This window comes from Bradyrhizobium sp. MI1.7 (assembly GCF_055811795.1).
This window is the reverse complement of the sequence record NZ_JBVVPO010000020.1, coordinates 57,532-82,706: the sequence shown is the minus strand read 5'-3', so window position 1 is coordinate 82,706 and position 25,175 is coordinate 57,532. Positions and strand designations below refer to the sequence as shown.

The window sequence follows — 25,175 nt, the reverse complement described above, 5'->3', positions numbered from 1 at the left end:
CCCGCGCCCGCCCACCCGCCCCGGGGCCGCCCCCCCGGCGTCCCCCCGGCCCCCCCCCCCGCCCCCTGCGCCGGGGCGGGCGGGGGGGGGGGGGGGGGGGGTTTTTTTTTTTTCCTCCCCCCCCCCCCCCCCCCCCGCGCGCGGCCGCCGTTCACGCGCTTACTGCTTGATTTTCCCGTCCTTGTCGAACTGCGCGACGAAGGACCAGAGATTGTTGATCTCGTTCTCATTCTTGATGCCGGCGAACGCCATCTTGGTGCCGGGGATCTTGGCCTTGGGGTCCTTGATGTATTCCTTGAACGTGGCTTCGTCCCAGGTGATGCCGGAATTCTTGTTCGCATCCGAATAATTGTAGTCCGGCGCGGTGCCTGACTTGCGGCCGTTGAGGCCGTTGAGCTCGGGGCCGACCTTGTTCTTGGCGCCTTCGCCGATGGCGTGGCAGGCCAGGCATTTGTTGAACGACGATTTGCCGGCCGCAACATCCTGCGCCATCGCGGCGGGTGCGGTGGCAGTCACGGTGAGGATCATCAGTGCGCCAAAAGTCAGTTTTGTCATCGGGTGCTCTTCGTCTCTTCCCTGGTGGGTCTAGGCTGGTCGGTCTTGCCTGGTCGGCAAACGACGGACCCGCCGGTTTTGGCAGGCCCGCCCGGCTTGGACAAGCCGCGAAACCATGACAGGTTTCATGCTGTCCTACTTGTCCCAGAGCGAACTCGCCGAAGATGGCCGCTCCGACTTTCGGATGGCCTACCCAAACAGGCGCGGACGTGGTTGATTTGCCGCGATAATTTGATCGTGGGCTACGAGTCGGAAGGATATGTTATGGCCATCATGATGCCCGCGAGCGACCAGACCGTGCTGGCGCGCCGCGCTGAGATCGTGGCTGCATTGCGCGCAATCGTGCCCGGCGAGGGCGTGATCGACAGCGCCTCCGAGATGCGGGCCTACGAATCCGACGGGCTGACGGCCTATCGGCAACCGCCGATGGTCGTGGTGCTGCCCGACACCACCGAGCAGGTCTCGCTCGTCCTGAAATATTGTGCCGGGCAGGGGATCAAGGTGGTTCCGCGCGGCTCCGGCACTTCGCTGTCCGGGGGCGCGCTGCCGCTGGAAGACGGCGTGCTGCTCGGGCTCGGCAAGTTCAAGCGGATCCGCGAGATCGATTTCGACAACCGCGTCGTCGTCACCGAGCCCGGCGTCACCAATCTCGCCATCAGCCAGGCGGTCGCGCATGCCGGCTTCTACTACGCCCCCGATCCGTCCTCGCAGATCGCCTGCTCGATCGGCGGCAATGTCGCGGAGAATTCCGGCGGCGTGCACTGCCTGAAATACGGCATGACCACCAACAACGTGCTCGGTTGCGAGATTGTCCTGATGAGCGGCGAGATCCTGCGCATCGGCGGCAAGTCGGCGGAGAACACCGGCTACGACCTGATGGGCGTCATCACCGGCTCGGAAGGTCTGCTCGGGGTCATCACCGAGATCACGGTGCGCATCCTGCAAAAGCCGGAGACGGCGCGGGCGCTGATGGTCGGCTTCGCGCAGGTTGAGGCGGCCGGCGAATGCGTGGCGCGCATCATCGGCGCCGGCATCATTCCCGGCGGCATGGAGATGATGGACAAGCCGGCGATCCACGCCGCCGAGGCCTTCGTTCATGCCGGCTATCCGCTCGACGTCGAAGCGCTGCTCATCATCGAGCTCGACGGTCCCAAGATCGAGGTCGACGAGCTGATCACGCGCGTCGAGACCATTGCGAATGCTTGCGGCTCGACCACCTGCCAGATCTCGACCTCCGAGGCCGAGCGCAATTTGTTCTGGGCCGGCCGCAAAGCGGCGTTTCCGGCCGTTGGCCGCATCTCGCCCGATTATCTCTGCATGGACGGCACGATCCCGCGCGGCGCGCTGCCGAAGGCGCTCGCCCGCATCCGCGAACTGTCGGAAAAGTACCAGCTCGGCTGCGCCAACGTGTTCCACGCCGGCGACGGCAATCTGCATCCGCTGATCCTCTACGATGCCAACAAGCCCGGCGAGATCGAGCGCGCCGAGGCCTTCGGCGCCGACATCCTGCGCGCCTGCGTCGAGTTCGGCGGCGTGCTCACCGGCGAGCACGGCGTCGGCATCGAGAAGCGCGACCTGATGCCGGAGATGTTCACCGAGATCGACCTCAACCAGCAGCAGCGCCTGAAATGCGCTTTTGACGCGCAGGGCCTGCTCAATCCCGGAAAGGTGTTTCCGACCTTGCATCGCTGCGCCGAGCTCGGCCGCATGCATGTGCACGCCGGGAAGGTGGCGTTTCCGGACATTCCGCGGTTCTGACGGTCGATACCCGGCATGGCGGCGACATGGCGGACGTTCGGATCAGTGTGACGAAAGAAGCGCCGGGCAGGCCGCTGGCGAAGTCGCGCCTGTTGTTTATCGACAACATCCGCTGGTCGATGATCATTCTCGTGCTGAGCATGCACGCAGCCGACACGTACAGTCCGTTCGGCAATTGGTACTATGTCGACCGGCGGGAGACCGGCTTCGGCACGGCCCTCTTCTTCGGCATCTATCAGAGCTTCCTCCAGGCCTTCTTCATGGCCGCGCTATTCTTCATCGCCGGCTATTTCGCTGTCGGCGCCTTCGATCGGAAAGGACTTTCGAAATTTGCACGTGATCGGCTGATCAGGCTCGGCTTGCCGACTTTGCTCTACATGTTGATGATCGGCCCACTGACGCAGTATTTTCTGTCATGGACTTGGGGCAAGGGCGGTTTCGGCCATCAATGGCTGACCCATCTGATGGACGGCGAATGGCTTTCCGAGACGGGACCGATGTGGTTTTGCGCGGTGCTGCTGTTGGTCTCGCTCCTCTATGGCCTGATCCGCCAGACCGGATGGCGGGAGCCCAAGGTTGCGCTGTGCGGCACGGGGATTGTTCTGTTCGTTGCGGCCATGGCGGCACTCACCTTCGGCGTTCGCATCGCCATCCACGCCGATACCTCCGTGCTCAACGTTCACCCCGGCGATCTCCCGCAATACGCTCTCATGTTCGCGGCCGGCGCCGTCGGCTCTCGCGGCAATTGGATGCTTGGGCTTGCCGAGCGCTCCTGTATCCGCTGGGGACTGCTCGCGCTGTCGCTCTCTGTGCCGCTGTTTGCAGCGCTCGTGCTGTTCGGGGGAGGCCTGCAGGGGGACACCGCGCTCTATGCAGGCGGCTTCAACGTCGTCAGTGCCGGGAAGTGCCTGTGGGAGGCGCTGGTCTGCGTCGGCATGGGTCTCTTGATGCTGGCCGTCTACCGCCGCTATTTCGACGAGCAAGGGCCGGTCGCCAAATGGCTCTCGGACAACGCCTTCGGCGTCTACCTGATCCATCCGCCGATCCTGGTCGGCTTTGCCCTGCTTCTGCACGCACTGCCGCTCTTCGCACTCACGAAGGCGCTCCTGCTGACCATGTTGGCCGCGATCGGCAGCTTGGCCGTCTCGGCACTGATCCTGCGCAGATCGCCGCTGCGCGCGATCATATAGTCGTATGCCGCGGTCCGGATCGAACCGCGGCGTACGAGCTGGTGCTTACATGAGTGCGTATTGAGCCCGTTCCCGCTTCGCCAGCAGCGGCAGGGCTTCGCCGGCGATCCAGGTCTTGAAATGTGCGCTCTCCTGATGCGCCTTGAAAGCCGCCTCGTCGCGGAACAGCTCGTAGAACAGGAACTGGGCCGGATTGTCCCTGGCGCGCGAGATCAGGAACAGCTTGACGCCGTCCTCGCGCTGCGCCTCCGGCAGGAAGCGGTCGAGGATCGCGGCGACCTTGTCGGCCTCACCGGGCTTGGCCTCCCATTGCGCGACGACGAGCAGGCCGCCGCCGTCGACGGCGTCGCTGAGGGATTTCTGCGTGGCATAGTGGTTCATGGTCCTTGCTCCTTGCTGCTGGGCTTGAGATGACGCCGCCGCCCATGGCGAGAGATAGATCGCCAGGACGGCTCCGAAGGCCCGGATCACCGACCTGCGGCTGAACGCTTCGTGGACGCGCGGCACCAGCCGCTGATGTGTCGATCGCATGCTTGTCTCCATCGGTTGGCCTCGATCGCGATCGGCGCAAGCTTGTAGCGAGGGCCTGCCGGCTTTGGTTCGCCGCTGGTCGAAGTGTCGATGTCGTGAACGCTTCGATCATGATCGAGGCGTCGTGGTCGCCCGTGCAGGATCCCCGACTGCACCGGCGCTGATCGCCAGCGTCACGCCGCATTTGATTTTGGCGGCGAATTTCGCTACCGCCTTTTCCCGTGGATACGCTCAGGGTCAGAGACGCCAAAGACGTCGAAGAGGTGGTGCGCGCGGCGATTGCCAACGAGCAGCCGCTCGAGATCATCGGTCATGGCAGCAAGCGCAGCATTGGCCACACGATGGCGACCAACGCCGTGCTCGACCTCTCCGCGCTGAATGCCGTCACCTCCTACGAACCCAACGAGCTGATCGTCACGCTCCAGGCCGGCGCCCCGCTGGCCGACGTGCTGTCGCTGATCGATGCCAAGAACCAGCAATTCGCCTTCGAGCCGATGAATACGGCGCCGCTGCTCGGCACGCCCGCGTTGGGCACCATCGGCGGCATGATCGCGGCCGGCCTCGCCGGTCCGCGGCGGATCAAGGCGGGCGGGGCGCGCGATCACCTGCTCGGGGCGCACGCCGTCTCCGGTTTCGGCGACAGCTTCAAGACCGGCGGCAAGGTGGTGAAGAACGTCACCGGCTACGACCTCTGCAAGCTGCTGGCGGGGTCCTGGGGCACGCTGTCGGTGATGACCGAGGTCACGCTCAAGGTGATGCCGAAGCCCGAAGCGGAGCGGACGCTGCTGCTGCGCGGGCTCGACGATGCCGCCGCCAACAAGGCGATGACCGCGGCGCTCGGCTCGCCCTTCGACGTCTCTGCTGCCGCGCATCTGCCGAAATCGGCGTTCCGGGCGAAGACCGACGGGCTTGGCGACATCGCCAGCCAGGGCGAAGCGCTGACCGTGCTGCGGCTCGAGGGCATCACGGCGTCCGCCGCGCACCGCGCCGGCTCGCTGCGCGAATTGCTGGCGCCGTTCGGAACCGCGACGCTGGTCGAGGATGTGGCCTCCGCCGCATTGTGGGCCACGATCCGCGACGTCCTGCCGTTCGCGGCCGGCGGTGCAGTTGGGGCCTGGCCGGTGTGGCGGATCGTCTGTCCGCCGGCTTCCGGCGCGGCGCTCGGGACCCAGCTGGCGCGCGAGACCGGCGGCGACATCATCTACGATTGGGGCGGCGGCCTGATCTGGGCCGCGCTGCCGCCGAAGGCCGACGCGCATGCCCCGGCCGTGCGCCAGCGCGCGGATGCGGTCGGCGGGCACGCCACGTTGATCCGGGCGGCCGAGGACGTCAGGCGCGGTGTGGACGTATTCCATCCGCAGGCGCCCGGCGTCGCCGCGCTGAGCGATCGGGTCCGCGCCAGTTTCGATCCGAAAACCATTCTCAACCGGGGGCGGCTGACGCGGGGCGCTGCGGCATGAAGACCGAATTCTCACTGGCGCAGCTCGCCGACCCCGACATCGCGGAAGCCGACAAGATCCTGCGCGCCTGCGTCCATTGCGGCTTCTGCACTGCAACCTGTCCGACCTATGTGCTGCTCGGCGACGAGCTCGATAGCCCGCGCGGCCGCATCTACCTGATCAAGGAGATGCTGGAGAAGGACCAGACCCCGACGGCCGAGGTGGTCAAGCATGTCGACCGCTGCCTGTCGTGTCTGTCCTGCATGACGACCTGTCCCTCAGGGGTGAACTACATGCATCTCGTCGACCAGGCCCGGGTCAGGATCGAGCAGCGCTACCAGCGGCCGCTGACCGAGCGGCTGTTGCGCCAGGTGCTGGCCTTTGTCCTGCCGAATCCGCAGCTCTTCCGCACCAGCATGTGGCTGGCGCGGCTCGCCCGTCCGCTTGCCGTATTCCTGCCGACGCCGCGGCCGTCGGCGCCGCCCGGCCTGATCCAGCGCCTCAAGGCGATGCTGGCGCTGGCGCCGAACCGTCTGCCGTCGCCGGGCCCGCTCCCCGGCAGCGTATTCGCGGCACTCGGCAAGAAGCGCGGCCGGGTCGCGCTGCTGCAGGGCTGTGCCCAGCAGGTGCTGGCGCCGCGCATCAACCAGGCCGCCATCAGCCTCCTCACCCGCCACGGCATTGAGGTTGTCCTGGTCCGGGACGAGCAGTGCTGCGGCGCGCTGACCCATCATCTGGGCAACGACCAGGATGCGTTGGCGCGGGCCCGCGCCAACGTCGCGGCGTGGCGAAAGGAAGCGGCCGGCGAGGGGCTCGACGCCATCCTGGTGACGGCCTCCGGCTGCGGCACGGTGATCAAGGACTACGGCTATCTCCTGCGCGAGGACACGGCGTTTGCCGCCGATGCGGCGCAGGTGTCCACGCTCGCCAAGGACATCACCGAATTCGTCGCCGGCCTCGAGCTCGTGACCACTACGCGACAGGACAACATCGTCGTCGCCTATCACTCCGCGTGTTCGTTGCAGCACGGCCAGAAAATCACGGGCCTTCCGAAAGAATTGCTTTCCAAGAATGGATTCGTGGTGAAAGATGTGCCGGAGAGCCATTTGTGTTGCGGCTCGGCGGGGACCTACAACATTCTCCAGCCCGAGCTTGCGGGCCGGTTGCGCGACCGCAAGGTCGCCAACATCGCAAGCGTCAAGCCGGACATGATTGCCGCGGGCAATATCGGCTGCATGGTGCAGATTGCCAGTGGCACGTCAGTTCCGGTCGTACACACGATTGAGCTTCTCGATTGGGCTACGGGCGGGTCGCGGCCGGCATTGAATGCCTCGAGCTAGCCTTCGTCCGGAGGTGACGGCTGAAGACGCCCGATCGACCATTGTTCGGCGGCAACAGGAGGACCACGATGGCGAAAGCGAAGAAGAAAAAAAGCAAGAAGGCCAAAAAGGCCAAGAAGGCTGTAGCGGCGAAGAAGACCGCGAAGAGGGCAGCCAAGAAGTCCGCGAAAAAGTCTGCCAAGAAGTCTGCGAAGAAATCTGCCAGGAAGGCCGCCCCGAAGAAGGCCGCCAAGAAGGCTGCGAAGAAGTCGGCCAAGAAGGCTGCCAAGCCGGCTGCACCGAAGAAGGCCGCAAAGAAAGCGGCACCGAAGAAGGCGAAGGCAGCTCCTGCGCCGAAGCCCTCAGCGCCGGTGGCGGCTCCGGCTCCGGAGCCCGCCGCCGAGACAAGCTGGGCGATGCCTTCGTCTTCTGCGGAGCCGACGCCGGCTGAGGGGCAAGGTTAGGCCCCGAGGTAGGGTCCAAGGATAGGCCCAAAGTCAGGTCCAAGGTGAGGGCAAAGGCTGGGTCCATCCCGACGACAACGACCGACAACAGTAAGGCCGCAGCGGTGACGCTGCGGCCTTTTTGTATCGTCGCAATGGTCGCGGTCTGGTTGTCGTTTCTCACGTCAGTCCGATTCGTGGCACAGGCACCACTGCACCGGCGGCTCCCGTACTAATCCGGGCGGCTCTGTGCACTTTGGAATGCAAATAATGTGATCAAGAAGCAACACAGGCGGACAACCTTTTGTAGAAGTGTCAGAACGCCTAAAAAGTCGGCAGATGCTCGTGATTTTTGCTTCACGGTTCGCATCCTCCCAGCCAGATTGTCGCGGTAACGAAATTTTGCAGTCAGGTCGTACGGCCCGGGGGCTTCCGGGAAACCGACTGGGTGGAACTGGTGATGGGGATTGAAATGAAAAAAGTGGCTTTGTTGGCAACGGCGCTGGCAATGGTGACGGGTTCGGCTTTCGCGGCAGACATGCCGGTCAAGGCTCTGAAGGCCCCGCCGCCGCCCGCCTTTGACCCCTGGGATGTCGCCTTCGGCGCCGGCATCATGAGCGATTACATCTTCCGCGGCGTTACTCAGTCGAACCACAATCCGTCGGTCGCCGCCTATTTCGAGCCGCGCTACAACGTCAACAAGGACCTCCAGCTCTACGTCGGTGCGTCCGCGGAGAGCATCTCGTTCCCGAACCGCGCCGCGGCTGAAGTCGACATCTACGGCGGTATCCGCCCGACCTTCGGCATGTTCGCCTTCGACTTCGGTATCTGGGGCTACCTCTATCCGGGCGGAAGCTGCTTCGGTTCGCAGGGCACCCTCGCCCAGGGCAATTGCGGCACCGGCCTCGACAATTCGCAGGGCGCGATCGGCCTGCCGATCAACGGCAACTTCGCCAAGAAGGACGCAAGCTTCTACGAAGTCTATGCCAAGCTGAATCTCAATATCAACGATCAGTGGGTCGTTGGCTTCAACGAGTACTATTCGCCGAACTTCCTGAACCTCGGCGCCTGGGGCAACTACGCCTCGATCACCGCCAAGTGGACCGCGCCGAGCACCACGTTCGGTGCCAGTGGCGTCGGCATGTATGTGTCGGGTGAATTCGGCCGTCAGTGGCTCGGCACGTCCGACATCTTCTACGGCATTGCCGGCGACCCGCTGTACTCCAACGGCATCAAGGAGCCGAGCTACAACACCTGGAACGTCGGCGTCGGCTTCACCTACAAGGTGTTCACGCTCGATCTGCGCTACTACGACACCGACCTCTCGAAGGGTAACTGCAACGCCTTCACCAGCGACTTCTCGGCCACCAACTCCAGCCCCGGTTTTGTGACGCCGATCAATGGCGGCGCGAACGCGGGCACGGCGTTCGGCTCCAACTGGTGCAGCGCGGCCGGCGTTGCCAAGCTCTCGGTCGACCTGACGGCGATGACCAACCTGAAGTAAGTTTCTTCCCGAGACGACCTAACGAGGGCGGCAGAGCAATCTGCCGCCCTTTTGCTTTGGGCGTAGGGTCGTCTGTGAGAGCGCTCGGCCTGCATTGGTTCGAGACGCGCCGTAAGGGCGGCGCTCCCCACCATGAGGGTCTAGGATCTTGCCGCGAGACAGACCTCATCCTGAGGAGCCCGCCGGAGGCGGGCGTCTCGTAAGGATGGCTGCAACGAAGGTCCTGTCGAGGCTAGCCTCAGGCTTGGTTGTGCCGCCTCAGCTCGCCACGGTCGGCTCCGCCTGGGCCGGCTCGCCGTCCTTGCCGAGAACGTGGATCTCGCCGTCCTTCACCAACGCCACCTTGCGGGTGTGGAAGGCGTCGAGCGTCGAGCGGTGGCCGATCGAGACGATGGTGGCCTGCGGCAGCTTCTCCGCCAGCAGCCGGTACAGCCGGGCTTCCGATGGTTCGTCCAGCGACGCCGTGGCCTCGTCGAGGAACAGATAATCCGGCACGTGCAGCAGGGCGCGCGCGAGCCCCAGGCGCTGCTGCTCGCCGAGCGAGAGCGTCCTGTTCCAATGACCGTCCTCGTCGAGTCGCTCGGCCAGCTTCGGCATGCCGACCGCAATGAGTGCGTCCCGGATTTTCTCCGATGCGACGGCGCCATGTTCTGCCGGGTAGATGACCGCGTCGCCTAGCGGGCCGATCGGGAAGTAGGGGCGCTGCGGTAGCATCATCAGCTTCGATTTCCCGGGTATGGCGATGGTGCCGGTGCCGAACGGCCAGACGCCGGCGATGGCCCGGAAAAGCGTCGACTTGCCGGAGCCCGACGGCCCGGTCACCAAGACCCGCTCCGCCGGTTGGATCGTGAAGGCATCGGCTGCGACCAGAGGCGCACCGTTCGGTAGCTTCACGAGCAGCTGCTTGAGCGCGATCGCCGTCGTGCTGCCAGATGGTGCAAGGCCGATGGTCGGCTCATGCGTCGGCGGGTGTGCGGCCGAGGCCACCGACATCTCGAAGCCGTCGAGACGGGCGACGATCGCGCGCCATTCCGCCAGCGCCCGGTAGGCCACCACGAAGAACGACAGCGCACCCTGGACGCTCGAGAAGGCCGATGCCGTCTGCATCATGTCGCCGAGCTGGATCTTCTTGGCGAAGAAGGCTGGCGCCACCAGCACGTAGGGAAAGATCACGGCAGCCTGCTGATAGCTCGCCGTGAACGCAGTGAGGCGCTTGGTCCGGCTCATGATGGCGTACCAATTGCCGATCACGAAGCCAAAGCGACGGAAGAGACCGCCGCGTTCGGCACCCTCGCCCTTGAGCAGCGCGATCTGCTCGGAATTCTCGCGGACGCGGACGAGGTTGAAGCGGAAGTCGGCCTCATAGCGCTGCTGCTCGAAATTGAGATTGACCAGCGGGGCGCCGATCCAGTGCGTCAACGCGGTGCCGAAGATCGCGTAGATCAGCGCGCCCCAGCACAGGTAGCCGGGGATCATGAGATCGGTGCCGAACAGGTGCAGCGGCGCGGCGTTGGACAGGCCCCAGAGGATGATCACGAAGGAGAACAGCGTCACGATCGACGAGAGCAGGCCCAGTCCGATCGTCAGGGTCTGCTCGACGAAGTTCTTGACGTCGTCGGTGATGCGCTGGTCCGGGTTGTCGGCCGCATCGCCCTTGAGCTGCATGCGGTAATGCGTCGAGCCGTCGAGCCATTCGCGGAGATAGTGTTGGGTGAGCCACTGCCGCCAGCGGATCTGGAGCCACTGGTTCAGGTACAGCTTGTAGACCGCCAGCGCGATCGCCGTGAAGGCGAGGCCGATGAAGATCCAGATCTGCGTGACGAAGGCGTCCCAGTCGCTGTTCTGGAGCGCGCTGTAGAACCGGTTCTGCCACTGGTTCACCAGCACGTCGATCGCGACCAGCGCCAGCTCGATCGCGATCACGGCGGCGAGCAGGCCGCGGCCGACCCACTTGTCCTCCGATCGGAAATAGGGGGCGGCGATTCGCCAGACGATCGCGAGCGTGGCGCTGATGTTCTTCACAGAGCTCTGTCTCCTGAGGGGATGTGCACAACGCCCATAGGCCAAATGGCTGTGGCAACGGCAGAAAGCGCTTAGACTAAAGTCGCAAGTTCAGCAATTTGCGTTGGCTTGTCGCAGCTTGCAACCCTAGCATGGGTACAACGGCGCGGGGTGGGGGCCTCCGGGACTTCGCGGGCTTGTGAGCGGACGGGAACCGCCGCACTCGCGAGGAATTCGCGTCCAGCTCGGGGGTTATCGCTTCCAGCGTCAAGCAGGCTCGGCTGTCCACGCGGGCCGCCTGCCGCAACAGGCGTGGGGGAGGAAGACCATGTGGAATCAAGTCTATGACCCGCTGCACAGTCCGGTGCTGTCGACGATCGCAGCGGCAATACCCGTCGTCACGCTGCTGATCCTGATCGCGAGCGGTCGCGTCCAGGCCCATATTGCTGCAATCATCGCCGTGATCGTGGCCAACCTGATCACGATCTTCGTGTTCACCATGCCGGCGAACATGTCGATCCGCGCCTCGATCCTCGGCATCGTGACCGGCTTCTTCCCGATCGGCTGGATCGTTCTCAACGTCATCTTCCTCTACCAGGTGACGGTGACCACCGGGCGCTTCGAGCTGCTCAAGCGCGCGGTCGGCGGCGTCACCGAGGACCGGCGGCTGCAATTGCTGCTGATCGCGTTCTCCTTCGGCGCGTTCTTTGAGGGAGCCTCGGGCTTCGGCACGCCGGTCGCCATCACGGGCGCCGTGCTGATCGGGCTCGGCTTCTCGCCGCTCGCGGCCTCCGGCCTGTCGCTGATCGCCAATACCGCGCCGGTCGCTTTTGGCGCGCTGGGCACGCCGATCCAGGGTCTTGCCTCGGTCACCGGGCTTGATCCCTACATCCTCGGCGCGATGGTCGGACGGCAGTTGCCGATCTTCTCTCTGATCGTGCCGTTCTGGGTGGTGTGGGCCTTCGCAGGTTGGAAGGGCATGAAGGATGTCTGGCCGGCGATCCTCGTCACCGGTGTGTCGTTTGCGGTCCCGCAATTCGTGATCTCGAACTTCATCAATCCCTGGATTGTCGACATCGGGGCGTCGCTGATCTCTATGGGCGCGCTGATCCTGTTCCTGAAGGTCTGGCAACCGAGGCAGCTCTGGCTGTCGCCGGCGCTGCGCGGCCGCGATGAATCGGCCGCCACGATGGCCGCGGCCAAGCCGCTCGATAAGACGCCGCTGACGCAGAGCGAGCTCTTCAGCGCGCTGCTGCCATGGATCATCGTCTGCATCGTGATGCTGGTCTGGGGCAACGGCGGCTTCAAGACCTGGGCGAACTCGATCTTCACCTGGAACTATCCCGTTCCCGAGCTGCATCAGATGATCAACAAGATGCCGCCGGTCGCGCCAGGGCCGACCAAAGAGAGCGCGGTGTTCGGCTTCACCTATCTCTCGTTCACCGGCACGGGCATGTTGATCGCCGCAATCATCTCAGGCTTCCTGATGGGCGTCGGTCCCGGCAGGCTGCTGATCCAATACGGCCGCACCATACGGCTCTGCGCGATCTCGCTGATCACGATCTCGGCGATGCTCGCAATCGGCACGCTGACGCGGCTCTCCGGCGTCGACGCAACGCTCGGCCTCGCCTTTGCCGCAACCGGCGTGCTCTATCCCTTCTTCGGCACGCTGCTGGGCTGGCTCGGCGTGGCGCTGACGGGGTCGGACACCGCTTCCAACGTGCTGTTCGGCAATCTCCAAAAGATCACGTCCGAGCAACTCGGCCTGTCGCCGATCCTGATGGCCGCGGCCAACTCGTCCGGCGGCGTGATGGGCAAGATGATCGACGCGCAATCGATCGTCGTCGCCTCCACTGCCACCAACTGGTACGGCCATGAGGGCACGATCCTGCGCTTCGTGTTCTGGCACTCGATCGTGCTGGCCTCTCTGGTCGGCCTGTTCGTGACGTTGCAGGCCTATGTCTGGCCGTTCACGGCGATGGTGCTGAAGTAGCAGACCACGCCACGCTTCAACGCAAATCCCCGCAGGGCTTCGCCGCCTTGCGGGGATTTTTGCATCTAAAGCATGATCCGGAAAAGTGCGAAGCGGTTTTCCGAAAAAATCATGCTCAAACAACAAGCTGAAGCACGATGACGATTCGTCCCAATCTCATCGCGCTTTAGCCTCCGCGAACCTTCTCAACGGCGCCGCCGTCTTATAGAAGGTGCCGCAAATCAGGTCGGTCGAGAGGTCTCATGGTTTCGCTAAAGCAGATGGCGTGTTTGGCGGTTGCAATGCTCGCGATGTCCACGCTGGCGCGTGCAGAGGACGGTTTTCCGTTCGGTACCGAGATGACGCTGGAGGCCCTGCCGCAGCCGGGATCGAAGCGGATTCCGAACATCGAGATCGGCGACAATGGCGAAGTCGTGCTGGAGCTCTGGTGCAAGGGCGGCAAGGGCCAGTTCTCGGTCGCCGGCAACACGGTGATCTTCGTCCCCGGCCAGATCCAGGACCGTTCCTGTCCGCCGGCCAGGGCGCAGGCCGACGACGAACTCGTCGCGTCGCTCAGCAGCGTCGAGACCTGGAAGCGTCAGGGCGACGTACTGACACTGATCGGTCCCAAGCCGCTGCGCTTTCGCACGACGGGGAATTAGGTCTCGTGTCCCGGACGCGCTGCAGCGTGCAACGCTGCTGCGCAGAGCCGGGACCCAGACTCGATCGGCGACTTCGCTTGCGGCCTCTGGGCCCCGGCTCAGCAGCGCATCACTGACGTGCTGCGCTGCGTCCGGGGCACGAGAGCCTACTTCCACACCGACTTGTCGGCGTCCCAGCGCTGGCCTTTCAGCTCTTTCGCGAGGGCCTCGATCGAGCCGTTGTCGTCGGGCTGATCGCCTTCCTCGTCGGCCGAAGCGTCGTCCGAGAGATTGAGCTTGGCGCCGCTGCTCTCATCGGCGGTCGTGGTCGAGGGGCTGCCGATCCAAAGCATCAGTTTGTCGGTCGTGCCGGGCTTGTCGGGCGAGATGAGGCCTGCAACCTCGATCGTGTCGGTGAGCTCGAGTGCCGGAAAATCCTGGTTCGGTCGCTTGAAGACGAGCTTGAGCTTGCCGGTGGCCGGGTTGAAGCTGTGCGAGACCTGCTTTGCCGCAAGCGTCCGGCTCATCACGCCGGCGACGGCTGAGGCGAGCTTGTCACGGCTGATCTTGTCGCCGTCGCGCCAGTCGGCTGCGGGAAAGCGGATGGTGCGGTCCATCTCGGTCATGCCCGCGGTCCAGCCCGCCGCGGTGACGCCGGGCATCGCCTTGAACTTCGCCAGCAGCGCGCCGGCGCGTTCCGGATCGACCGACATGTTGATGGTCTGCTCGCCGGCACGCAGCGCGTCGCAGCCGACGGTCAGGCTCGCCAGCGTCACCTCGACGTCCTGGCCCTTCAGGCTCTTCAGGAACTCGGTCGCCGCATCCAGCTTGACCTTGACCGCGATCGCTTCCGGAGAGACGTCGGTGAAATCCTTCGGCTGCGGCGTGATGCCGTCGTCGGAGGTCTGGTTGTCCTGAAATTCCTTCTCGCTGAGATCGGAATTGTCGGGCGAGGTGACCTCGGTCACGGCCTGGCCGATCGCGATCTGGCCGCGGAACTCGAACGTGTCGCCGGACTGTTTGCGCAGCAGCTTGACGGTGACGGGCGCCTTCTCGCCGAGGCTCTGCGTCGTGCCCGTCAGGTTCTGGCCCGCGACCTGGAGATTGACGACGAAGCGGTCCTTGCGGTCGGAATTCTTTGCGACGGGATAGCAGACGTCGAGCACGGCCGCCGTCACCGTCTTGCCCTGCCGCGTCTCCTTCAGGATCACGTCGGCATTGCCGTCCATCAGGCCGTCGATCGAGGTGAAATAGCGGGTCTCCGTCCCGCCCGGCGCCGCGGCCTTCGGCGACAGCTTCATCTGGGCCGATGCGACATCGGGCGAGACGGCAAGCAGGGCCGCCAAAAGGGCTGTCGAACAAACCAGAAGCGCACGCATCGATGAATCCTCGCGCAATCGAATCGGCGCGCCACCGTAGTGGGTTTTGGCCGCCGGTTGAATTGGAAAGCAGAAGGGGCAGGGTCGGCAAAAAAGAAGGCCGCCCGGAGGCGGCCTTCGCAACATTGTAACGGAACGGAGGCTTAGAAGCCGCCCATGCCGCCGCCGCCCGGCATGGCGGGCGGAGCTTCCTTCTTCGGCGTTTCGGCGACCATGGCCTCGGTGGTCACCAGCAGGCCGGCCACGGACGAGGCGTCCTGCAGCGCGGTGCGGACCACCTTGGCGGGATCGATGATGCCCTTCTCGACCATGTCGACATAGTCCTCGTTCTGGGCGTCGAAGCCGAAGGTCTCGGACTTGTTCTCCAGGATCTTGCCGACCACGATCGAGCCTTCCACGCCCGCGTTCTCGGAGATCTGGCGGATCGGGGCTTCCAGCGCCTTCAGCACGATGTTGATGCCGGCCTGGACGTCGGCATTGGCGTTGGTGAGACGGCCCACCGCCTTCTTGGCGCGCAGCAGCGCGACGCCGCCGCCGGGGACGATGCCTTCCTGCACCGCGGCGCGGGTGGCGTTGAGCGCGTCCTCGACGCGGTCCTTCTTCTCCTTGACCTCGATCTCGGTCGCGCCGCCGACGCGGATCACCGCGACGCCGCCGGCGAGCTTGGCGAGGCGCTCCTGGAGCTTCTCACGGTCGTAGTCCGAGGTGGTCTCCTCGATCTGGGCCTTGATCTGGCCGACGCGGGCCTCGATCTCCGGCTTCTTGCCGGCGCCCTTGACGATCGTGGTGTTCTCCTTGTCGATCACGACCTTGCCGGCGCGACCGAGCATCTTCACCGTGACGTTCTCGAGCTTCATGCCGAGGTCCTCGGAGATGAGCTGGCCGCCGGTGAGGATCGCGAGGTCCTCGAGCATGGCCTTGCGGCGGTCGCCGAAGCCCGGCGCCTTGACGGCGGCGACCTTCAGGCCGCCACGCAGGCGGTTGACGACCAGGGTGGCCAGCGCCTCGCCCTCGACGTCCTCGGCGATGATGACGAGCGGCTTGCCCGACTGCACCACGGCTTCCAGCACCGGCAGCATGGCCTGCAGGCCGGACAGCTTCTTCTCGTGCAGGAGGATGTAGGCGTCCTCGAGCTCGGCGGTCATCTTCTCGGCGTTGGTGACGAAGTAGGGCGACAGATAGCCGCGGTCGAACTTCATGCCCTCGACGATGTCGACCTCGGTGTCGAGTGACTTGTTCTCCTCGACGGTGATGACGCCCTCGTTGCCGACCTTCTGCATCGCCTGGGCGATCATCTTGCCGATGGCGGCATCGCCGTTGGCCGAGATGGTGCCGACCTGGGCGACCTCGGAGGAGGCGGCGACCGGCTTGGCGCGCTTTTCAATGTCCTTGATCACCGCTGCAACCGCGATGTCGATGCCGCGCTTGAGGTCCATCGGGTTCATGCCGGCGGCAACCGCCTTGGCGCCTTCGCGCACGATGGCCTGGGCCAGCACGGTCGCGGTGGTGGTGCCGTCGCCGGCGAGGTCGTTGGTCTTGGAGGCGACCTCACGCAGCATCTGGGCGCCCATGTTCTCGAACTTGTCCTCGAGCTCGATCTCCTTGGCGACGGTGACGCCGTCCTTGGTGATGCGGGGCGCGCCGAAGCTCTTCTCGATGACGACGTTGCGGCCCTTCGGACCGAGCGTCACCTTGACGGCGTTGGCGAGAATGTCGACGCCGCGCAGCATGCGATCGCGCGCGTCTCCGGAAAACTTGACGTCTTTGGCAGCCATTTCTTCAATCCCTCGTGTTTCGTGATGTGTTTGCCGCTTGCGGAATGACCGAATGCCCGGATCGCGCGATCCGGGCATGACATTCAGCGGCTGTTCAGGCTGACGGCCTTAGGCCATGACGCCCATGATGTCCGACTCCTTCATGATCAGGAGCTCTTCGTTGTCGATCTTGACCTCGGTGCCCGACCACTTGCCGAACAGCACGCGGTCGCCGACCTTGAGGTCGATCGGGATCAGCTTGCCGGCCTCGTCGCGGCCGCCGGGGCCGACGGCGACGACCTCGCCCTGGGACGGCTTTTCCTTGGCGGTGTCCGGAATGATGATGCCGCCCTTGGTCTTTTCCTCGGCGTCGATACGTTTGACCACGACACGGTCATGCAGCGGACGAAATTTGGATTTAGCCATGACGTTTCCCTTTGGAGGCTCGCTTCGGAAGGAATGGAAGTGGGTAGGGGCGGCGTCCGTCCACCCTCTTGCCGAGGATCGAACGGCGCGCTTAGCAATCGGGCTTTCCGAGTGCTAATAGTGCGCCCGGAAATATGGCTTGGCCGCGATCCTGTCAAGCAAGGGTGGTTAAGCGATTGGTGAGGCGGATATAGGATCGTGTCTAGAGAAACTTATTGGTCGCGCTGGCGTATAAAGGACGTCATTGCTCCGACAGCGGTTTTGCGCTTGGCTGCAGGAGGGATGCGGTCGGGGTCTCATTTGGGGGACGGTTTGCTCGGGGGAATGTCATGATCAGGTCAGCTCACGCACGCACGGTTGCCAATCTGGCGGCCGCCTCCTGCCTGGCGCTGCTGCTTGGCGCCTGCGGCGGCGGTATGAGCCTGCCGTCGTTCTCGTCGTCTTCGCCGCCGCCCGAGGCTGAGCCCGGCACCGGCCCGGAAATGCCGGCGAGCATCCGCGCCGACGAGATCGTCGGCCGCTGGGGTCTCGCCTCGTTCCAGAACCCGGCCGACCGCGCCCGCACCGAGGCCGCGGCCCGGGCGCAGTGCAAGAATCCCTACGTGATCACCGCCGGTTCCTCCGGCGGCGTGATCATGCATCTCGCCGACCAGGCGACGCCGCAGGAGCTGCGGCTGAAGGGCTCGCCCAGCGGCAAGAACTACATCGGCCCGGCGGGTCCCACCCCCGGCGAGCAGGACCGCGAGATCGTCTCCTTCGACGGCCGCGTCCTGATCACCCGCTTCATCGACAAGGACGCCGCCACCCGCTACGGCAACATGGTCTACGTCCGCTGCGCGCCAAGGGCGTAGTTTCTCCTTCGTCATGCCCCGGCTTGACCGGGGCATCCAGTACGCCGCGGCCTCTCGGCTCAATCACCGCCGCCTCTGGAATACTGGATCGCCCGGTCAAGGCCGGGCGATGACAGTGGAGGGGATGGCCCCAAAAACAAAAACGCCGGCTCTCGCCGGCGTTTTGTTTTTCCGTAATGCCGCGCCCGATCAGTCGAACAGCGCGTCGATGTCGTCCTGCGAGGCGTGGCCGACGTCGCCGGCGAGCTTGGGGCCGTTGAGGAGCTTTTCGTCGTCGCTGCGGGTGTCGGCCGGCGCGGGCACATGGGCCTTGATCGCGTCGACGCCGCCCCAGATCTCCATCATCGCATTGATGTGCTGCTCGATGAACTTCATCGTGGTCATGACCTTGCTGATGCGCTGGCCGGTCAGGTCCTGGAAGTTGCAGGCTTCGAAGATCGAGATGACGCGTTCCTGGATGTCGTCGGCGAGCCGCTTCTGCTGGTCGGCCGATTGCACCTTGGACATCGCGCTGGCCGCCTGGTCGATCGATTCGGCGGCTTCGAGGATCTGCTGGGTCGCCTGCTCGGTGCCGCCGACGACCGCGCCGAGCTCGCCATTGACCTTGGCCATCTCGCCGCCGTCGAAGCTCTTGCCGTGCAGCGTCGCGATCTCGCGCTTGGTGCGGTCGATGGCGTCGTGGATGAGGTCGAGCTCGACCTTCAGCTTCTCGCACTGCTCGATCTGCGCCCGGTAAGTATCGAGCATGGTACGAGCTTCGGAGAGCTCGTGGGCGGTGGAAGCGTCGATCGCCGCCATGGCCGCGCTGCCGGACAAGGGCACGGTGCCCTTCGCCATCTGTGCGCGGATCGCACGCAGCTCCGCCATGATCTCGTTATGCATCGGCGCAGCCTCCTCAATCATTTCGGGGCTGGGCATCTCGCCGACAATAGCCTCCTCGACACGAAAACGTTTGCGGTGAATAGCCATCAGGAACTCCCCCCACCTCACTCACGCGTCTTTGTAGACAGAAGCAATTTAACACGAGGTTCACAGCGGGAACTGTTGCGCGGCCGCACGCGACGGCGCGAAAAGAAGCGATTAACCATGGGCCTGCGGCGTTCATGGAAAATAAACGCTGATCGCCAAATTGCACCCTCGCTCGCGACGTGGTGAATCGAAACGGCTGATACGTTTACCAAACAAAACGGCTTTTGCTCTTTATTGACCACGTCGCGGTCGCCGGTCAGCCATCGGCTCTGCACGACGCATGGGATCTAGACGAAACAGTACAGAGTACGTCGATGTTCAAGAAAATGTCTGTCGCGCTGCTCGGCAGCGCTTGCACCTTCATTGCCGGCGCGAACAGCGCCAGCGCCTTCGACAATAGTGTGCCGAACGATCCGCCCGCGGTGCTCTACCAGCCGCAGGTGCAGCCGGCGCCGGTGCGTGTCGCCTCCAATGCGAATATGGGCGGCGGCTTCATCGAGTTCCTGTTCGGTGACGGTCCCGGCCGCGGCCCGGCCTACGCGCCGCGGCAGCCGGTTTATCAGCAGCAGCCCGGCTATTACGACCAGCGCCGCCTGCCACCGATGGGCGAGCCGCAGATGCAGGGTGGATATCAGCAAGGCGCAGGTCTCCAGCAGGAGGCGGTCGATCCGCGCCAGCGTCCGTTCGATCCGAGATTCGAGAAGCAATCCGTCGACTATAGCGGCAAGGAAACTGCCGGCACCATCGTGGTCGATACGCCGAACAAGTTCCTCTATCTGATCGAGGGCAACGGCCGGGCGATGCGCTACGGCATCGGCGTCGGCCGTCCCGGCTTCACCTGGTCCGGCGTGAAGTCGATCACGGCCAAGCGCGAATGGCCGGACTGGACGCCGCCGGCGGAAATGATCGCGCGCCGGCCCGACCTGCCGCGGCACATGGAAGGCGGCCCGGAAAACCCGCTGGGCGCGCGGGCGATGTATCTTGGCTCGACGCTCTACCGCATCCACGGCTCCAACGAGCCCTGGACCATCGGCACCAACGTCTCCTCAGGCTGCATCCGCATGCGTAACGAGGACGTCATCGACCTCTACGGCCGCGTCAATGTCGGCACCAAGGTCGTGGTGATGTGATCGTCTGACGCTCGACATGAAAACGGCCGCCTCCCGGGCGGCCGTTTTTGTTTGTCGCGCTGATCGGGCAGCCTCACGCGTAGTCGCTGCCGCCATCGTCTCCGCCGCCGAAATCGCTGTCGTCGTCGGCTACGTCCATATTGCCGTTGTCGTGGTCGTTGTCGTCGTAGTTCTGATCGTTGTTGTTGTTGTCCCGGTCGTTCGACGCCTGGTCGGTGAAGCCCTGGCGGGAACCGTCGTCGCGGTCGCGGTTGGAGCCGATGTCGTTGAGACCGGCATCGCGCGCGAGCGAGCCGCCGGACTGGTCACTGCCGCCCCAGGGACTTCCACCAGCGCTGCGGTCGCCGAGCGCGTTGGTGTCGCCGAAGGCCTGCTGGTGCGATCCGCCCATCATGCCGCGGATGCTGGAGAGCAGCAGCGAGCCGCCGACGACGCCGGCCGCGGCTGCCGCCGCGGTGCCGAGGAACGAGCCGCCGCCACCGCCCATCGGCGGAGCGCCATAGCCCTGACCCGGAGCTTGACCGGGACCTTGACCTGGGCCTTGGCCGTAGGCCTGTCCATAAGGAGGCGGCGCGCCGTAACCGGGCTGCGTCTGCGGCATCGCCTGACCGGTGTTCCAGACCGGCCGCGCGTCACGCGGCGGCACGTTCGGAACCGAGCCGCGCGAGGGGCCTCCGCCGAACAGCGAGTCGCGCATGGTATCGAGGAAGCCGCCGGACTGCGCCTGCTCGGGCGCATGGGCCGCTTCCAGCTCCTGGATGCGGTTATGAGCACGCTTCAGCGCTTCGTCCTGCAATAGCGTGGTCTGCACCAGTGCGTAGACCGCGCCGGGCGCCTTGCGCAGCCCGTCGGAGATCGCGGCGATCGCGTCGGGATCCCGCGGTGCATTTTCCAGTTTCGAAAGCCGGTCGAAAAGCTCGTCGACGAGCTGGCGTTCCTGCGGCGTCATGATCAGTCTCCCTCGCTCAAACCAAGCGCGAGGCAGATGTAGGGTTCCATTGTGGCCCCAACAGTGCCGGCCGGATTAAATTTCGGTATGCGACAAGCTGCCCAGCGGCTTGCTTTCCGCCGGTTTCACCCCAGCGTGACGCCGCTGTCGGCCAGCAGGCGCGCAAACCCATCGCCTGAAAGATAAGCATGCTCGCGTTCGCGGACGTCGGTCATCGGATCGAGGCCGGTGAGGACATCGTCGACGAAGCCGGGGTGGCACATCACGAGGCCGCCATCGGGGAGGCCTTCCAGAAACTGCCGCATCAGCGCGCCGAAATCGGCCTCGCGCGTAAAATCATAGGCGCCGGCAAAGCCGGGATTGAAGCCGAGGCCGGCGCTGGCGGCGCGGCGGCGGAATTGCGCGCTCAGGATATCGAGCACCATGGCTTTTGGTGAGGCCAGCCGCTGCACGAGCGGCAGGTCGCGCCCGCCCTGGCGGACCCAGGCTTTCGGCGCGGCTTCGCTGACCGCATCGACAAAGCCGTCACGCACCTGCGGATACAGCTGCACATGCTGGTGGCCGTCGACGAAGTCGGGCGCGCGCCCGAATGCTTCCGCGAACGCCGCCAGCTGCGCCTTGACCTCATTGCGAAAGAATTCGCGGTCGAGCCGGCGCGCAAGGCCGGCGCGCAGCAGCTTCGGGAACGGCACGAACATGTCGCCGTCCAGCGGTCGGAAATGCATGGTGAGCGGCCGGAACGGCGCCGACAATGTCACGTGCAAGCCGATCGCGCAGCGCGGGCTCGCTTTCGCCGCCGTCTGGAGCGCCTCGATCTCGCCGCGCTCGATCGCCGGTCCCACCATCATCACCGAGGTGGCATTGAGACGCCCGCGTTCGATCAGGTCGCGGATGGCCCGATTGACGCCCGGGCTGATGCCGTAATCGTCGGCGCAGAGCCAGATCCGCCGCAGGCCCGCGGCCGCGCTCATTCGGCGGCCGTCCTCTTCGAGGCGTCGTCGGCCTTCCCGGTCTCGAAATGCTTTTCGCTGTGCTCGGCGACGAAGTAGATCGGGCGCGCCTTCAGCTCGGACAGGATCTTGCCGATATATTCGCCGACGATGCCGATCATGATGAGCTGCACGCCGCCGATGGTCATCAGGCCGATCACGAGCGAGGGATAGCCGGGCACCTGCTTGCCCGTGGTCCAGACTTCCCAGAGGATCGAGAGGCCGAACAGGAAGGCGCCGCCGGCGAGGATCACGCCGAGCAGGCTGGCGAAGCGCAGCGGTGCCACCGAGAACGAGGTCACCCCTTCGATCGAAAGACCGAGCAGGCGCGCGGCGCTGAAGGTCGTCACGCCATGGGTGCGCGGCGCGGGCTCGTAATCGACGCGGATCTGGCGGAAGCCGATCCAGCTCGCGAGGCCCTTGAAGAAGCGGTTGCGCTCCGGCAGCTGCCTGAGCGCTGCGACCGCGCGCGGCGACAGCAGGCGGAAGTCGCCGGCGTCTTCGGGGATCTTCTGGCGCGCGCCCCAATTGATCAGCGAATAGAACCCGCGCACGGCGACGCGGCGCAGGAAGGGCTCGTTGTCGCGATGCGCCTTGGCGGTATAGACGACGTCATAGCCGTCCTCGATCCAGTGCCGCACCAGCTGCTCGACCAGGGCCGGCGGATGCTGGCCGTCGCCGTCCATGAACATCACGGCGCCGAGCCGGGCATGGTCGAGGCCGGCCATCAGCGCGGCTTCCTTGCCGAAATTGCGCGACAGCGACACCACCTGAACGTCGACCGCGTCGGCCGGCAGCGACCGGGCGATCGAGAGCGTCGCGTCCGCGCTGCCGTCGTCGACATAGACGACTTCGCAACGCAAGCGATAGCGCTGCTGCAAGGTCTTGGCGAGATCGCAAATGCGCTGGTGCAGGGCGGCGAGGCCCGCCGCCTCGTTGTAGACGGGGACGACAATCGACAACCCCTTCGCGGCGGCACTGGCCGCGGTGGTCGTCATGCCGGAAACGTCAGAGCCCAGCGTCATTGATCAAGGTTCCAGAGGCGTCCATGGTTCTCAACAGCATATGGTAGCTGCCGTTTGCTGTCGCTACGCTGAACGGACCTGAGGCTCACTGCCGCAGGAATGCCTCGAGCTTGGCGAACAGCGGGTTCTCCCGGTCGAACACATAGTCGAGCGAAACCACCGAGACGGTCTCGGCGCCATGCTCGCGCAGGAAGCTCGCCAGCGCATAGAGCTGACCCGGCGGACAGTGCAGCGTCAGCATGCCCGACGAGGTCGGCCCGCCGAACGGGGCTTCGACACCGAAGCGCTCGTGGGCTTCGCCGAGCAGGGCGGCGTCGCATTGCTGGAAGCGGGTGCGGACCTCGCGGTATTTGTTGGCCCGCGCCCTTGCTGCGATGTGATCGAGGATGACGCGCGCGGTCTCCCGCGCCTGCGGCGACCAGTCGGCATCCTTCGAGGCGACCAGATTGGCCTGGCTGCGCAGGATCACGCCGTCGTCGAGCACCCGCAAGCCATTGGCGGCGAGCGTCGCGCCGGTCGTGGTGATGTCGACGATCAGCTCGGCGCTGCCGGCCGCCGGCGCGCCTTCGGTCGCGCCCGCGCTTTCGACGATGCGGTAATCGGTGATGCCGTGGCTCTGGAAGAAGGTGCGGGTGAGGTTGATGAACTTGGTCGCGACCCGCATCCGCATGTGATGCTGCTCGCGGAAGCCGGTGGTGACGTCGTCGAGGTCGGCCATGGTGCGGACGTCGATCCACGCCTGCGGCACCGCGACGACGACGTCGGCATAGCCGAAGCCGAGCCCGTCGATCAGGGACACGCGCTTGTCGGCATCCGCGATGTTCTCGCGCACCAGGTCTTCGCCGGTGACGCCGAGATGCGCGAAGCCGCGCGACAGTTGCGATGCGATCTCGCTCGCCGAGAGATAGGCGACCTCGACATTGTCGAGGCCCGCGAGCGTGCCGCGATAGTCGCGCGCGCCGCCGGCCTTCGACAGCTTGAGCCCGGCGCGGGCGAAGAACGCCTCGGTGTTTTCCTGCAGGCGGCCCTTGGAGGGAACGGCCAGGACGAATGGCGCGCTCATGACTTAAGCTCCCACCTTGCGACCGATCCGGGTCAGCGCGTCGACCCAGACCGAGAAGCCGACCGCGGGGATCGGCTCGGCCGATCCGAGCTGGGTCATCAGCCCGTCATAGCGGCCGCCGGCGACCAGCGGCTCGGCGCCGTTGCCCCTGTGATGCAGCTCGAATTCGAAGCCGGTGTAATAGTCGAGGCCGCGTCCGAACGCGGTCGAAAAGCGCGTCTGCTTCACGTCGATGCCGCGCGCGGCCATGAAGCCGACCCGGCTTTCGAACTGGTCGACGGCGGCGCTGAGGTCGAGCTTCGCGTCCGTGGTGAGCGCGCGGAGCTCGGCGACGGCATCGTCGGGATTGCCTGCGATCGACAGGAAGCGCTTGAGCACGGCGATCGCCTCGCGCGGCAGCGCGCCGCCCTTCAGCGTCGACTGCTCGAGGAAACGGTCGGCGATCTCGGCCGTGGTGCGGCCCCCGACATTGGTGGTGCCGGCGATCGACATCAGATCGGTGACGAAGGCGAGCGCCGCCTTGCGGTCGGAGCCGGCGAGCGCGGCCAGCACACCCTCATATTCGCTGCGGGTCGCGGTGGTCGCGGCCGCCAGCTTCTCCAGATCTTTTTCCAGGCTGATCTTGCGGTTGAAATCCTTGACCAGGCGGCGGCGCCAGACCGGATAGAGGTCGAGCGCATCGAGCAGGGCGTTGAACAGCGCCACGTCGCCGGTGCGAATCTCGACATCGCGGACACCGAAGGCTGCGGTCGCTTCCAGCGCCAGCGCCAGCATCTCGGCGTCGGCCGCGGCGCGGTCCTGGCGGCCGAACGATTCGATGCCGGCCTGCAGAAATTCGCTGGCCTGGCCGCTGCGGTAGCGGAACACCGGGCCGAGATAGCTGAACCCGGCCGGCTGGCCCGCGCGGCTCGAGGTGAGGTAGTCGCGGGCGACGGGAATGGTCAGGTCCGGGCGCAGGCAAAGCTCTTCGCCGGACAGGTCCGTCGTCAGGTACAGGCTCTTGCGGATGTCCTCGCCGGAGAGGTCCAGGAACGGCTCGGCCGGTTGCAGGATCGCGGGCTCGGCCCTGACATAGCCGGCCTGCGCGAACGACAAGAGCAGCGTGTCCGCCCAGGCGGCGGAGCCGGCAGCATTTGAGGTGGCAGTCGCGGTCATAACAGGGGTCCATCGTCCCGGTGGAACCGGGCAGGGCGAAAGAAGGGAGGCGAATTGGCGCAGGCCTTAGCATGGCGCGAAAGCGGTTTCGACCTCCAAAGGATCAATCGCTTAACGGCTTTGGAGGCGGGA

General features: G+C 65.3%; 22 protein-coding genes. 10 read left to right on the top strand and 12 right to left on the bottom strand.

From position 1 onward, the window contains the following. Positions 1-159: 159 nt before the first annotated feature. A complete protein-coding gene (cycA, locus tag AC0L3X_RS19900; RefSeq protein WP_063985638.1) occupies positions 160-555 on the bottom strand; it encodes a cytochrome c-550 CycA in 396 nt (131 codons plus the stop codon). A gap of 264 nt (positions 556-819) precedes the next feature. Between cycA and AC0L3X_RS19895 the strand changes: the two genes are divergently transcribed. Further along, positions 820-2,313, top strand: a complete 1,494-nt coding sequence (locus AC0L3X_RS19895; protein WP_063985637.1) for an FAD-linked oxidase C-terminal domain-containing protein — start codon at positions 820-822, stop codon at positions 2,311-2,313. A 26-nt stretch (positions 2,314-2,339) separates the two neighbouring features. Continuing rightward, positions 2,340-3,503: an acyltransferase family protein gene (locus AC0L3X_RS19890; RefSeq protein ID WP_063985636.1), complete on the top strand. Its 1,164-nt coding sequence runs from the start codon at positions 2,340-2,342 to the stop codon at positions 3,501-3,503. Between the two features lie 45 nt (positions 3,504-3,548). On the opposite strand, the gene AC0L3X_RS19885 is transcribed toward AC0L3X_RS19890, so the two are convergent. Further along, complete coding sequence (locus tag AC0L3X_RS19885) at positions 3,549-4,034, bottom strand: putative quinol monooxygenase (RefSeq protein WP_155794877.1); 486 nt, start codon at positions 4,032-4,034, stop codon at positions 3,549-3,551. Between the two features lie 221 nt (positions 4,035-4,255). Here AC0L3X_RS19885 and AC0L3X_RS19880 point away from each other — a divergent pair, with 221 nt between their 5' ends. The 4 genes from AC0L3X_RS19880 (at position 4,256) to AC0L3X_RS19865 (ending at position 8,739) form a co-directional block, all read left to right on the top strand. Beyond that, entirely contained in the window at positions 4,256-5,494 is a 1,239-nt protein-coding gene (locus AC0L3X_RS19880; protein WP_063985635.1) for an FAD-binding protein, read from the top strand. Next, a complete protein-coding gene (gene glcF, locus AC0L3X_RS19875) occupies positions 5,491-6,813 on the top strand; it encodes a glycolate oxidase subunit GlcF (protein ID WP_473316704.1) in 1,323 nt (440 codons plus the stop codon). The genes AC0L3X_RS19880 and glcF overlap by 4 nt, the downstream gene beginning before the upstream one ends. Positions 6,814-6,881: 68 nt before the next feature. Further along, complete coding sequence (locus tag AC0L3X_RS19870) at positions 6,882-7,256, top strand: histone (protein ID WP_071909499.1); 375 nt, start codon at positions 6,882-6,884, stop codon at positions 7,254-7,256. 451 nt (positions 7,257-7,707) lie between these two features. Then, entirely contained in the window at positions 7,708-8,739 is a 1,032-nt protein-coding gene (locus AC0L3X_RS19865; RefSeq protein WP_063985632.1) for a TorF family putative porin, read from the top strand. A 258-nt stretch (positions 8,740-8,997) separates the two neighbouring features. On the opposite strand, the gene AC0L3X_RS19860 is transcribed toward AC0L3X_RS19865, so the two are convergent. Continuing rightward, positions 8,998-10,761, bottom strand: coding sequence for an ABC transporter ATP-binding protein/permease (locus tag AC0L3X_RS19860; RefSeq protein WP_063985631.1), 1,764 nt, complete (start codon positions 10,759-10,761; stop codon positions 8,998-9,000). Positions 10,762-11,068: 307 nt separating this feature from the next. Here AC0L3X_RS19860 and AC0L3X_RS19855 point away from each other — a divergent pair, with 307 nt between their 5' ends. Both AC0L3X_RS19855 and AC0L3X_RS19850 read left to right on the top strand, forming a co-directional pair. Then, on the top strand, positions 11,069-12,733 hold the full coding sequence (locus tag AC0L3X_RS19855) for an L-lactate permease (RefSeq protein WP_063985630.1): 1,665 nt from the start codon (positions 11,069-11,071) through the stop codon (positions 12,731-12,733). Between the two features lie 242 nt (positions 12,734-12,975). Then, the gene (locus AC0L3X_RS19850; protein ID WP_063985629.1) at positions 12,976-13,374 is read left to right on the top strand and encodes an META domain-containing protein; all 399 of its coding nucleotides are present in this window, start codon (positions 12,976-12,978) and stop codon (positions 13,372-13,374) included. Positions 13,375-13,520: 146 nt separating this feature from the next. Here AC0L3X_RS19850 and AC0L3X_RS19845 read toward each other — a convergent pair whose 3' ends face one another. From AC0L3X_RS19845 to AC0L3X_RS19835, 3 genes are all read right to left on the bottom strand, one after another. Beyond that, positions 13,521-14,732, bottom strand: coding sequence for a hypothetical protein (locus AC0L3X_RS19845; protein ID WP_063985628.1), 1,212 nt, complete (start codon positions 14,730-14,732; stop codon positions 13,521-13,523). Positions 14,733-14,875: 143 nt separating this feature from the next. Further along, positions 14,876-16,507, bottom strand: coding sequence for a chaperonin GroEL (gene groL / locus AC0L3X_RS19840; protein WP_063985627.1), 1,632 nt, complete (start codon positions 16,505-16,507; stop codon positions 14,876-14,878). A gap of 108 nt (positions 16,508-16,615) precedes the next feature. Further along, entirely contained in the window at positions 16,616-16,912 is a 297-nt protein-coding gene (locus AC0L3X_RS19835) for a co-chaperone GroES (protein WP_014491914.1), read from the bottom strand. A 329-nt stretch (positions 16,913-17,241) separates the two neighbouring features. On the opposite strand from AC0L3X_RS19835, the gene AC0L3X_RS19830 reads away from it, so the two are divergent. Next, positions 17,242-17,763, top strand: a complete 522-nt coding sequence (locus AC0L3X_RS19830) for a hypothetical protein (protein ID WP_063985626.1) — start codon at positions 17,242-17,244, stop codon at positions 17,761-17,763. A gap of 189 nt (positions 17,764-17,952) precedes the next feature. On the opposite strand, the gene AC0L3X_RS19825 is transcribed toward AC0L3X_RS19830, so the two are convergent. Then, entirely contained in the window at positions 17,953-18,732 is a 780-nt protein-coding gene (locus AC0L3X_RS19825) for a protein phosphatase CheZ (protein WP_063985625.1), read from the bottom strand. Positions 18,733-19,046: 314 nt separating this feature from the next. Here AC0L3X_RS19825 and AC0L3X_RS19820 point away from each other — a divergent pair, with 314 nt between their 5' ends. Next, complete coding sequence (locus AC0L3X_RS19820; RefSeq protein WP_354132200.1) at positions 19,047-19,862, top strand: L,D-transpeptidase family protein; 816 nt, start codon at positions 19,047-19,049, stop codon at positions 19,860-19,862. A 73-nt stretch (positions 19,863-19,935) separates the two neighbouring features. Here the strand turns inward: AC0L3X_RS19820 and AC0L3X_RS19815 are convergent, their stop codons facing one another. The 5 genes from AC0L3X_RS19815 to AC0L3X_RS19795 all read right to left on the bottom strand — a co-directional run bounded on the left by AC0L3X_RS19815 (position 19,936) and on the right by AC0L3X_RS19795 (position 25,043). Beyond that, the gene (locus AC0L3X_RS19815) at positions 19,936-20,811 is read right to left on the bottom strand and encodes a DUF2076 domain-containing protein (protein WP_063985623.1); all 876 of its coding nucleotides are present in this window, start codon (positions 20,809-20,811) and stop codon (positions 19,936-19,938) included. A 125-nt stretch (positions 20,812-20,936) separates the two neighbouring features. After that, entirely contained in the window at positions 20,937-21,782 is an 846-nt protein-coding gene (locus tag AC0L3X_RS19810) for a ChbG/HpnK family deacetylase (protein WP_063985622.1), read from the bottom strand. Then, on the bottom strand, positions 21,779-22,825 hold the full coding sequence (locus AC0L3X_RS19805) for a glycosyltransferase family 2 protein (protein ID WP_063985621.1): 1,047 nt from the start codon (positions 22,823-22,825) through the stop codon (positions 21,779-21,781). The genes AC0L3X_RS19810 and AC0L3X_RS19805 overlap by 4 nt, the downstream gene beginning before the upstream one ends. Positions 22,826-22,910: 85 nt before the next feature. After that, a complete protein-coding gene (gene hisG / locus AC0L3X_RS19800) occupies positions 22,911-23,888 on the bottom strand; it encodes an ATP phosphoribosyltransferase (RefSeq protein WP_063985620.1) in 978 nt (325 codons plus the stop codon). 3 nt (positions 23,889-23,891) lie between these two features. Further along, entirely contained in the window at positions 23,892-25,043 is a 1,152-nt protein-coding gene (locus AC0L3X_RS19795) for an ATP phosphoribosyltransferase regulatory subunit (RefSeq protein ID WP_028157923.1), read from the bottom strand. Between the last annotated feature and the right edge of the window lie 132 nt (positions 25,044-25,175).